Here is an 11,085-nt window from a genome sequence, read left to right as displayed (position 1 = left end):
ATGAGGACCAGGACGCGCGGATCTCCATCTTGGCCAACGGCTCCATGCTGAAAGGCCGGATACGTTTTCGCAGACTGCTCAGATCGTCAGAAACAAACCGCTTGCCGACGGGGCGAGCCATACGTTTCCGCCCGCTGCCGAGACGTGGGCGCGGACCGTGGTGCTGTCGATGCTGTAGTGGCCGGTATCCGCCATGATCTCGGCCAGCGTCACCCCCACGATCTCCCAGACCCCAGCCTCGCTCCATCGACGGAACCGGCGATAGATGGTGTTCCAGTTCCCGTATTTCGGCGGCACGTCGCGCCACGGCGCACCACATCGCAGCCGCCAGAGTATGCCGTTGATAATGGAACGGTTCTGTTCGGGAGGTCGGCCCCGACTCCGGTTCTTGCGCTCGATCGGCAGCAAGTCTTTCAGGATGCGCCATTCCGCCTCGGTGAGATCGCCCCGGCTCAAACCTGCCTCCAAAAGACAGCCTTGAATCAACGGAGAGAGACGGCGTCAATTGCATGAACGCCAAATAGGCGGCAAACAAACGAAATGGAGAAGCCAACACCGACGAGGTTCAGCGTTCTGCCAGAGAACGAGGCTGCTGCCGTCGCTTACCTTAAAGAGCGTGGCTATCCTCCCATGGCGAGCGAAAAAGACGGTGATGGCCTGATCGTACTGATCTTCAAAGCGCTACCTGACGATGAAATGTTTGGGCTGGTCCAGGCGTTGCCAGTCCACCTGAGCGCGAAGGTCGGCATCTTGATGGGCGATCGTCCGCCTTTTACGCCGCGCCCCAACACATGACCTGATTTTGTCCACGCGACCTAGCACCAACAATTATTGATACAGATGGAAAGAGGCACTCGCAGCGAAGCGAGCGCCTTTCCAAACCGACTTCCCATGCGTGGCACCTATCGGCCTGGCTGGTCCGAAGTCGGCAGTGTTAGATGCCGTTCTTCAAATTCGTGTCGGCATCGTGGGTGCGCATGTCTTCTGCCTGGTTCTTGCCGGTCGCGCGCACTGCTTCTGCAGTGTTCCCGAGATTGGCTTCGGCTGCTTCGCTCGTGACGTTATCGGCGGCCTCTTCAAGGTTATCGGCGACCGTTTCCGCGTTCGCTTCGATGCGACTTACTCACTTGCGCCTGCAACGCCCGGTATTGGAATGCGCGCACGACCTCTTTCCCGGCACCCTCCGCGATCAGCGCACCTTGGGCCATTGACCGCCGCTAGGTGAAGATGGCGCCAAGACGGACGCCACTCCCGGAGCATTGACAGTGACGACCCCCATCGACTGTCCTCGTGCTTGTGTCTGCGAAAACCGAACAGGTTTCAATAAATCGGCAAGTTATAGACTGGACAGGTAGATCCAATCGTCTTGAACTGAGACAGTTCTAAAATAATCGAGGGTTATAGAAGCGAAAAGGTGCGGCTAAGGCTAACGCTAAGAAGTTAAGGCTGAATCCGTGAGTGTTTACATATTTTCGCCACCACCTACCGGCCCGAACGAAGCGGAACGCGAACGCGCCGTCGTCGACACAGGTGCAGTTCAGGCTCGAGACGATGCGAAGCTTAATGCGATTTGCGAAGACGCTTGCAGGCTAGTGCGCGGAACATCGTCGCTGCTGTCGATCTTGTACGGTGATACCCAGTATGTGATCGCAGCCCATAGGTTCTCGGTCGGTGCATACAGTCGAAAGAACTCCCTGTCTGGGCATGCGCTCGCCGCCGGGAACGAACTGTTTGTCATACCGGACCTCAGTAGCGACGAACGCTTTGCGGAAAATCCCTGGATCAACGGTGAAAATGCGCGTTTCAAATTTTACGCAGCATCGCTGGTTCGGCCTTACGGACGATTGCCTGTTGGCGTTCTAAGCGTCCTAGACGATAAAGTGCGCCTTACAATCTCGGAACTGGAGCGCAAGGTCATTATGAACGCAGCTAATGAAGCTGCCGAGCGGATCGTACAAATCTCGCAAGATCGAAATATATCACCTGGGGCATCATCCCCGCCTCTCATCTGAACCATTCTGGAAGCATTACCCGTTGGTTACAGTCCGAAGAGGTCGATGGCAGCGAGGCTGGTGACGGAAAAGAAGGTGAGAGGGCAGCGGTCGTAGCGAGTTGCGACGCGGCGCCCGTTCTTGAAGCTTCCGAACATGATCCTGATGCGGCTCCGTCACCAATAGCGCCGTTTGCCGTATCTGACCGGCTAGATGCGTGATTAGCGGCCATGTCTGGGCGGGCAGATTCATAACCCTGTTTTCGAGAAGGGACGGTCGTCGCCGCTATAATGCTCGGACGGTGGACTGCGAAGCGGCGTTACGAACGGTCGATGGTCAGCTGGCCCGCTTATGGGGCAGCCGAACGTCGATTCTAAAAATACTATAGGATTCCTATTTTGATACGGTTACGGCGATTCATCCGTCCCAACTTGGGACATGATGACGGGGCGTACGATGATAGATGCCGCCGACCTTCAGAACGCTGTTCGCGAAGCGATGCGAGAGGCACGCCACGAGACTGACCGAGACATCTGGGAACGGTACTTTTTCGACCCGACCGGCGTTGACCCTCAGGGCGATGAAAATCGTGGTAGTGGAAAGGGGCTGGCGGCCTAGGGTCAGGACTCGTTGATTAGGGTCAGGACTCGTTGATCACAGCCAGAAGATGACGGTGGCAGCGAGAGCGATTGCGGAGAAGAAGGCGGTCGGGCAGCGGTCGTAGCGGGTGGCGACCCGGCGCCAGTCCTTGAGGCGGCCGAACATGATCTCGATGCGGCTGCGACGCCGGTAGCGGCGCTTGTCGTACCGGACCGGTTCGTTGCGCGACCTGCGGCCTGGGATGCAGGGCTGGATGCCTTTGGCCTGGAGGGCATCCCTGAACCAGTCGGCGTCGTAGCCGCGATCACCAAGCAGCCACTGCGCCTTCGGCATGTCATCGAGCAGCGCTGCCGCACCGGTGTAGTCGCTGACTTGGCCCGCGGTCATGAAGAAGCTCAAGGGGCGTCCGTTCGCATCGGCGATGGCGTGAAGCTTGGTGTTCATGCCGCCTTTGGTGCGGCCGATCAGGCGGCCGAGATCCCCTTTTTAACCCGCAGGCTCGATGCCGTGCGGTGAGCCTTGAGGTAGGTTGCGTCGATCATGACCGTCTGTGGCTCGGCGCCAGCTGCAGCCAGACCTTCCATCATTCGCGTGAACACACCGGCCTCGCCCCAACGCTTCCACCGATTGTACAGCGTCTTGTGTGGCCCATAGGCGCTGGGCGCATCTCGCCAGCGCAGCCCATTGCGATTGACGAATACGATGCCACTCAGCACCCGCCGATCGTCTACCCTCGGCCTCCCGTGGCTCTTGGGAAAGAACGGCCGCAGCCGCTCGATCTGCTCATCCGTCAGCCAAAACAGGTCACTCATCCCGGTCTCCTTGCGGAGCCTGAATCAGATCGCGACGCTCACATCAATGGGTCCTGACTCTAAGGATCTGGCGATCGCTCGCGGTCATCAGTCTGCCAAGGTGATTGTGCGCCAAGCCTCCGTTGCCACAGCGCCACCGATAGCAGTTGCTCTGTGAGGCGTTTCTTGAGCGTTAGGTAGGTGTTTAGTCCCGGCATCTGGTGGATCGGATTGAGGATGAACCGATCTGGCTCTGACGTCCAGATCTTGGTGATGTATTCGTAGGGTGTGAGCCCGCTGAGCGTCTTGAGCCGGCGAGCGAAGTTATAGGCGGCCATGAAGTCGGCGAGGTGCGTCCGGAGCTGGTCGTGGCTCTCATAGTGGAAGCGTTTGACGGTCGCTTCCTTGATGGTCCGGTTCATCCGCTCGACTTGTCCGTTGGTCCACGGATGGTTCGGCTTGGTGAGCCGGTGCTCGATCGTGTGGATGCGATACGGCACTGCTTTCAGCAGGTGTTCGAGGAACTCCCAAGCTGTCCGGCGATCGGCCTTGTCGACCAGCTGGGTGACCGCGAACTTGCTGGTGCGGTCAATGCCGACGAACAGGTAGAGCTTGCCTTCGGCAGTCTGCACCTCAGCAATGTCGATGTGGAAGAAGCCGATGGGGTAGCGCTTGAAGCGTTGCCGCTTTGGCTTGTCGCCTTCGATGTCCGGCAGGCGCGAGATGCCGTGTCGCTGAAGGCACCGATGCAGCGCTGAGCGGGTCAGGTGCGGGATCGATGGCTGCAACGCATAGAGATAGTCGTCGAGCGGCAGCAGCGTGTGGCGCCGGAACGCCACAACCATTGCCTCCTCCGCCTCGGTCAGGGTCGTTGAATGAGGGGCCTTCGGCCCGGTTTTTAGATCCTCGACCGTCGCCCTCTTACGCCACTTCGCCACCGTCTTGGGGTTGATCCCCAGCTCCCGGCTCAACGTCGCGAGCGAAGCTTGCGGCATGCTGTATTGCTGCTCGGACGGCGTGCGTGGTCGTGGCGCACCCATGACGTACCTGTCCCATACGGCATCCTTCCATTCCAACGAAAGGATTGCACCATCAAACCGTGGGATCAAACACCTAGGCCTCACGCGACGTAGAGTATGCTAGCCGAGGTAAGCAGCAGACCCGCGGCGGCCAGCGCGAGAACGATCCGCCGACGGGCACCCAACCGTTTCGGGTCTGGAAGCTGGACCATTCCCTGCTCGTTCTGCTCGATAGCGCCGCAGCAGCGACGTTCTCGTTTGTTTACGGTCCCTTAGCGCGAATCTGCCATCAATCGGCGATGGCAAAGGATATGCTAAACTGGCTGAGAATCTCTCACGAGCCAGATATTGTGATCGCCCAATATGGCGAACTCAAGAGACAGGTGCCGCTGTTATACACCTTGCTCGTGCTCAACGCCTGCGCAGTCACGTACACCCACTACGGCTTTGCTCCATTTTGGGCAACGATCGGTTTCCTGGGGGCACTCATCAGCACTTGCTGCTGGCGAATCTTTCGCTGGCTCCGTGCGCCGGATACCGGCGAAATCAGCGTAGAAGTTGCACGTGCGCAGCTAGTTAGCACCACGGTATTGGCGGGGGTACTGGGCGCCATCTTTCTGGTTTGGTCGCTGCTAATGAACGAATATGGCGGCGTCGAACAGCATGGGCATGTCGCGCTGTTCATCGCTGCCACCGTTATAGGGTGCATCTTTTGTTTATCGCACCTTCCTTCCGCAGCTATGCTCGTCACAGCGGTCGTGACCTTGCCGTATCTCGTCTACTATCTGTGGCGTGGGGACCCTGTGTTCGTTGCTATGGCGCTAAACATCGCCTTGGTGACCGGGGTGATGGTTCGCGTTCTGTTGAACGGCTTCCGTGGATTCACGAACATGATCCGCTCAAAGGCGGAACTGGTTCGCGAGCAAGAAGAAACGCAGCGCCTTAGCGTCGAAAACGGGCACTTGGCCTACACCGATATGTTAACGGGATTGCCTAACCGTCGGCATTTCTTCAACCGCTTTGAGGAATGGCTGCAAGCTGCGAAAACGGACAACAGGCAGATGGCAATAGCGGTCCTTGACCTCGACCGCTTTAAGGCAATTAACGACACATATGGCCATGCCTGCGGTGATCGTCTGCTTGTAGAGGTAGGCGCGCGCCTTTCAAACTTTACGAGCGATCGGATCATTCTTGCCCGTTTAGGCGGCGACGAGTTCGGCGTGCTATTCGCTGACCCACCAACCCATGTGCAGACAGCCGCGCAGACAATTTGCAAAGCGTTGGCCAACCCTTTCTATATCGACGGGCGGACTATCACGATCGGTTGCTCCGGGGGCGTTGCAGTCTTTCCGGAAGCAGGCAGTACCGTGCATGAGCTTTTTGATCGGGCTGATTACGCTGCTTACCACATGAAGACATACGATCGTGGCGGCTGTGCAGTGTTTTCGTTTGAACATGAGAACCGGATACGGTCGGAGATTGCAATCGAAAATGCACTGGTAAGTGCCAACTTCGAGACCGAGTTGCACGTTTGCTACCAACCTATTGTCTGCACACAAAGTGGGGATGTATTGTCGATCGAAGCGCTGGGCCGATGGACAAGCCCGGTCATCGGCCTAGTACCGCCTGATCGTTTTATTGTCGCCGCTGAGAAGCTAAACATCATAAACGACCTGACGCTAGCACTATTTCGGAAGGCACTTATCGAATTTAGTGCAATGCCACATTCGATTCGCCTGTCCTTTAACCTGTCGACGAAAGACATTACATCGGTACCTACGTTGGGCAGTATAATTGATCTTATCAACGAAAGCTGCGTTGATCCGAGGCGAATTACATTCGAACTAACGGAAACGGCAGTGATGCGTGATTTCGATGCCGCAGTTCGTGGCATTCAATCGCTTCGCGCGCTTGGCGCACGTTTTGCGCTAGATGATTTTGGTGTTGGTTATTCTAGTCTCGGGCATCTTCGGCGCCTCCCGTTTGACAAGGTAAAGCTGGATCGTAGCTTTATCGAAAACATGGACGAACCGTCCGGGCGCAACATTTTTTCCGGAGTCTTGGCGCTGTGCCGGACCCTCGAGCTCGACTGCGTTGCAGAGGGTGTGGAGACCGAAGAGCAACTCGCTTGGTTGGCTGACCTCGGCTGTCAACGCGTACAAGGTTATCTTTTTGCAAAACCAATGCCGGCACTCGACCTAGCTGCGTGGCTTCTGACACACATGATACCAGATCGAGGCCGCACCTCCGAACTGCGCATTGCATGATCAACGCTTGGCCAGAGTCCGACTTTTTCGAAGTTTATGGCACGTTGCCGTTTGACAGTTAGGTCCTAACAACTGGGTACGCTGGGATCACTTGCGAAACCGCTCTGCTATCGATCGGTGCTGTTGGCTTATGCGACAACCCTTCACGTGAAATTTGCATGATCCGCGCCGCCGCCTTTTCCGCCGCTGCTAGCATAGTTTGCTGCTCGAACGACGTTATCGAAACGCGCGCGGCCGTATCAAGGACGCTGATCGCCGCAACCGGGTACCGGTTCCACGGGCGAGTGAGAGATGCCACGTAATATCGAAAGCGGGCCATCTCGCCGTTAACCCATGGGTTTTCGGAAAACCTTTCGTCCCTAAATAGGGCGAGTGTCGCTAGTGCTCCCGCACCGAGGCTGCCAATAAGCCAACCCTTGTTGCGCTTGATAGTCGCAAGCCAGGACGTCTTGGAAGGGATGCCCTGCTCAGCGGGCTGACGAGACTTTACTGTTTGGCTTTTGAGTCATATGACGTCAACCATTGTGCACTGCACAAGGTCGCTTTGCGGCGTTGAGAAGGCCTGGAACAATGGATGGCTTTGGCAATAATGCGCACATGCTGGTGCAGAGCGGCATATGCCATGCAGGAACCTCGCGTTAACCTTGATAAGCTAGCTTAGGATGGTCGCGATTGAAGTGGTCGCGTTTTGTCCATCAGCGAGCTGTTGAGTTGCGCCATGACCGCCACCGCCCATCGCAAATCGAGCCGACGTCATGTCTTCCTTCGTGCAATAGGCGAACTCCGCGTCGAGCGTTGGCGCTCGATGGGGCTAGCGACTGCTGGTATCCTGGTTGCGATCCTTCAAGTCACCGAACCAGTATTGTTCGGGCGGGCTATCAATGGCCTTACCGCGGGCAGTAACCCGCTTACATTTGTGGGCGTCTGGTGCCTTACCAGCCTCGCTGGGTTTTTCGGTGCGATGGTGATTTCGCTCGTATCGGATCGTATGGCACACCGGCGACGCCTGAACGCCATGTCCCATTTCGTTGAACATTTGCTTGCCCTGCCGCCAGCGTTTCATCTCAAAGCCCGCTCAGGGCGATTGATGCGCATCATGATTGCCGGATGCGATAATCTTTTCGGCCTTTGGCTGCCGTTACTTCGCGAGCAAACCGTGAATGCGGTTATCTTGATCACGCTCGTACCCGTGGCGTTAATGACTAACTGGCGTCTTTCCCTTGTGCTTATCGCACTACTAGGTGGTTATTCCGCAATAAATATTATAGTGATGCGTCGGACGTCGGTAGGGCAGGAGAACGTTGAAAACCGGTTCACGGACATATCTGGCCAGCTTGGCGACCTGTTTGGCAACGTCACGGTGCTGCAGAGCTTCCTTGCGGTGCCGGACGAACTGCGCTCGGTCCGTACGTCGTTACACGAACTACTGCGTGCTCAATACCCTGTGCTGAACTGGTGGGCGGTGTCCGCCGTGCTCACCCGCGGCGCATCGTCGATCGCCATTGTTGCGATCTTTGGAGTTGGCACTGTGCTGGCCCGGCAGCAGTTAGCAACCATTGGCGATGTTGTAACTTTCGTAGGTTTCGCGACGCTGATGATATCGCGACTTGAGCAACTAACATCGTTCATCATTGGTGTCTCACAACGATTGCCATCGCTTGAGCAATTTTATGAGGTTCTTGATGCAGGTTCACATATTGAAGAGCAACCGAACGCGCCCGCGTTGCGCGTGGAGCGTGGGCATGTAACCTTCGACAATGTCTCATTCCGGTATCCCGGCGGATCGGGGCAAGTATGCAACCTGTCTTTCGAAGCCAAGCCTGGCCAGACAATCGCAATCGTCGGGCCGACGGGATCAGGTAAGTCCACGGCACTCGGCCTGCTCCAACGTGCGTTCGACCCCGACAAAGGACGGATTCTGGTCGACGGGCAGGACATTAAAGGCGTGTCGCTCGCCTCGCTTCGTGCATCTACCGGTGTCGTGTTTCAGGAAGCGGGTTTATTTAATCGGACCATCGCAGAGAATATCGCTATCGGTAACCCGGACGCGGCGATGGTCGCAATAGAGAACGCAGCGAAGCTGGCGGGTTGCCACGAGTTTATTATTCGCAAGGAAGGCGGTTATGCTGCGAACGTCGGAGAGCGGGGGCAGGGGCTGTCCGGCGGCGAACGCCAGCGCATTGCCATTGCTCGTGCGTTGCTGAAAGATGCTCCGATCCTCCTGCTCGACGAGGCTACCAGCGCACTGGATGTCGCGACGGAGGCTCGACTTCAAGAAAGCCTCGATCGTCTTCGGCAAGGCCGAACGACCTTCATCATCGCCCACCGTCTTTCGACGATCCGTTCCGCGGACCGGATCGTCGTTCTAGATCAGGGAAGAATGGTCGAAACAGGAGGTTTCGACGAGTTGATTGCGCGTGGTGGTACCTTTGCAATGCTTGCCCGCGATGCCGGCCTTACCGCGGCCGCTAACGATCTCGACGTCAAAGCGTTGGCGGCTTGATGTCTCGATACCTTCGGCAATATGCCTTCCCCGACTTATGCCAAGACCAAAAACATCCGTCCTGATTAAAGCTTACTAATGACAATCAGTTAGGTGGCTGTTTCAACCTTTTGTATTAGACCCAGATTAAAGGAGCCATGTCGTGTGCTGGCAGTCCCGATATGAAACGAAATCAGTCGCTCCGATGAGCGATCGGGAATCCAAGAATAGGAAATTAACGCATTTTTAACGTTAATCCGGCACGAGCGACGGTCTGTTTTCGGGGGGCCGGAGACGAGTATGCAACAGACCGCCATTCAACGTGAAATTGCCCGCGCCAAACATATCATCGATCGGCTGAACGACCATCCGTCGCGTCAGGCAATCGCCAGATACATCGCCGAACTCGAAGCTCGCTTGGTCCCCGTCCGATCTGTCGGACCCGAGATTTTGATTTAGCATTTGTCGGGGACGGATCGAGCCGATCGCCGGCGCATATCGCGCGCGACCTGAGGATTTCACGCAGCACCGTCTATCGCTTCCTGCCGCTGGCCTACACCGACACCCCGGTCAGCTGCTCAACCAGCTGCATCTGGCGCGGCAGGCAGACCGACAGCGCGCAGCGGCCGATGGCGGTCGCCCGTGCCGCCTTGCGCAGCCGCAGGTGATCGCCGCGATCGGTGAGCACCCCGATGATCCGGTCGGCGATGGCGGCGGGGTCGTGGAAGGGGACCAGATGGCCGTTGATGCCGGGTTCGAGGAATTCGAGCACCGGCGCGGTGTCCGATGCGACCATGACGCAGCCGGTCGCCATCGCTTCGATAAACGACCAGGACAGCACGAACGGCACGGTCAGATAGGTGTGGACGCTGGAGACGCGCAGCAGCGACAGATAGTTCGCATAGGACAGCTTGCCGGTGAAATGGACCCGGTCGGCATAGGGGCCGGTGGTCAGCGGCACCTCCAGCTCCATCTGCTCGCGCCACGACCGCCCTTCGGGGGCGGGGGCGCCATAGCTGACCTGATCGCCGCCGGTGATGACGACCTGCGCATTGGGCCGGGCGGCGAGGATCGCGGGCAGCGCGCGGATGAACGACGGATAGCCGCGATAGGGCTCTAGGTTGCGCGCGACATAGGTGATGACCTCGTCCTGCCGCGACAGCGTCCGCCCGTCGGGCAGGCGGAAGCGCGCCGCCGGATCGGGCTTCACCACATCGGTCTCGACCCCGTCGAAGATGGTGCGGATGCGGGGCTGGTAGATGGCGGGATGGCGGCTGCGCTGCCATTCGGTCGGCGCGATGCCGGCATCGGCCATGTCGAGGCTGAGCAGCAGATGCGCGTTGCGCGCCCGCGTGCGACATACGGTGTCGAGATCGGCGGGCTGCGCCGGATCGAAGCCGACATCGGCACCGGCGCCATGATAATAGAATTCGGCATAGCTGAGGATCACCGCACGCGGAAACACGTCGCGCACGAACATCATCTCGCCCCAGCCCGGATGGCCGATCACGATCGTCGGCACGAATCCTTCGCGTTTGAGCCGGAGCAGCGTCCGCGCGACCTGCTGTCCATAGCGGACGCTGGCTTCGTACAGGCGGACATAGTGATGGGTGGTCGGATTGGCCGGACGTGGCGCTTCGTACCCGACGCAGCGGACGCCGGGAATATCGACGCCTTTCCCGCGGGTTACGAAGACGACGCGATGTTTTCCCGATGCCGCCAGTGCCGGGGCAAGATGTTTGAACTGCGCCGGCATGTTCTGGTGAACGAACAATATGTCCAACCACAATACTCCATTTGGGGTAGATGCAAATAAACGAATAATGTCCTGTCAATAGACAGTTAAAGTTATTGAGAATTTACATTCAAGTAACCATTATGTCGCGCGTTTCCGGCAATGGGTCGGGTGAAGGCGATGGCAGGGGGCATGCCGTC

General features: G+C 57.8%; 8 protein-coding genes and 2 pseudogenes. 5 read left to right on the top strand and 5 right to left on the bottom strand.

Annotated features, from left to right (window positions below; translation table 11 throughout):
* Positions 1-78: 78 nt before the first annotated feature.
* Positions 79-456, bottom strand: coding sequence for an IS5 family transposase (locus MF607_RS19410; RefSeq protein WP_242121813.1), 378 nt, complete (start codon positions 454-456; stop codon positions 79-81).
* An 84-nt stretch (positions 457-540) separates the two neighbouring features.
* Between MF607_RS19410 and MF607_RS19405 the strand changes: the two genes are divergently transcribed.
* The gene (locus MF607_RS19405) at positions 541-795 is read left to right on the top strand and encodes a hypothetical protein (protein WP_242121812.1); all 255 of its coding nucleotides are present in this window, start codon (positions 541-543) and stop codon (positions 793-795) included.
* Positions 796-1,454: 659 nt separating this feature from the next.
* Complete coding sequence (locus MF607_RS19400; protein ID WP_242121811.1) at positions 1,455-2,012, top strand: GAF domain-containing protein; 558 nt, start codon at positions 1,455-1,457, stop codon at positions 2,010-2,012.
* Positions 2,013-2,038: 26 nt separating this feature from the next.
* Here MF607_RS19400 and MF607_RS19395 read toward each other — a convergent pair.
* The 3 genes and pseudogenes from MF607_RS19395 to MF607_RS19385 all read right to left on the bottom strand — a co-directional run.
* Positions 2,039-2,200 (bottom strand): annotated as a pseudogene (locus tag MF607_RS19395) (IS5/IS1182 family transposase); the annotation flags it as partial.
* Between the two features lie 445 nt (positions 2,201-2,645).
* Positions 2,646-3,403 (bottom strand): IS5 family transposase gene (locus MF607_RS19390; RefSeq protein WP_148291698.1). Its coding sequence is split into 2 segments (ribosomal slippage): positions 2,646-3,070 and positions 3,070-3,403, totalling 759 coding nucleotides; the frame shifts between segments, so codons are not numbered across the junction.
* 182 nt (positions 3,404-3,585) lie between these two features.
* Positions 3,586-4,438: pseudogene (locus tag MF607_RS19385) on the bottom strand (integrase core domain-containing protein); the annotation flags it as partial.
* A gap of 262 nt (positions 4,439-4,700) precedes the next feature.
* On the opposite strand from MF607_RS19385, the gene MF607_RS19380 reads away from it, so the two are divergent.
* The 3 genes from MF607_RS19380 (at position 4,701) to MF607_RS19370 (ending at position 9,609) form a co-directional block, all read left to right on the top strand.
* The gene (locus MF607_RS19380; protein WP_242121810.1) at positions 4,701-6,668 is read left to right on the top strand and encodes a putative bifunctional diguanylate cyclase/phosphodiesterase; all 1,968 of its coding nucleotides are present in this window, start codon (positions 4,701-4,703) and stop codon (positions 6,666-6,668) included.
* A 718-nt stretch (positions 6,669-7,386) separates the two neighbouring features.
* Positions 7,387-9,171, top strand: a complete 1,785-nt coding sequence (locus MF607_RS19375; protein WP_242121809.1) for an ATP-binding cassette domain-containing protein — start codon at positions 7,387-7,389, stop codon at positions 9,169-9,171.
* A 279-nt stretch (positions 9,172-9,450) separates the two neighbouring features.
* Positions 9,451-9,609 carry a hypothetical protein gene (locus MF607_RS19370; protein ID WP_242121808.1) on the top strand — a complete coding sequence of 53 codons (159 nt, stop codon included), beginning with the start codon at positions 9,451-9,453 and terminating at the stop codon, positions 9,607-9,609.
* Between the two features lie 94 nt (positions 9,610-9,703).
* Here the strand turns inward: MF607_RS19370 and MF607_RS19365 are convergent, their stop codons facing one another.
* The gene (locus MF607_RS19365; RefSeq protein WP_242121807.1) at positions 9,704-10,933 is read right to left on the bottom strand and encodes a glycosyltransferase family 4 protein; all 1,230 of its coding nucleotides are present in this window, start codon (positions 10,931-10,933) and stop codon (positions 9,704-9,706) included.
* Positions 10,934-11,085 lie beyond the last annotated feature (152 nt).

Origin of the sequence: Sphingomonas lacusdianchii (assembly GCF_022664395.1) — a bacterium.
GTDB lineage: Bacteria > Pseudomonadota > Alphaproteobacteria > Sphingomonadales > Sphingomonadaceae > Sphingomonas > Sphingomonas lacusdianchii.
This window is presented reverse-complemented; position numbering and strand designations above follow the sequence as displayed.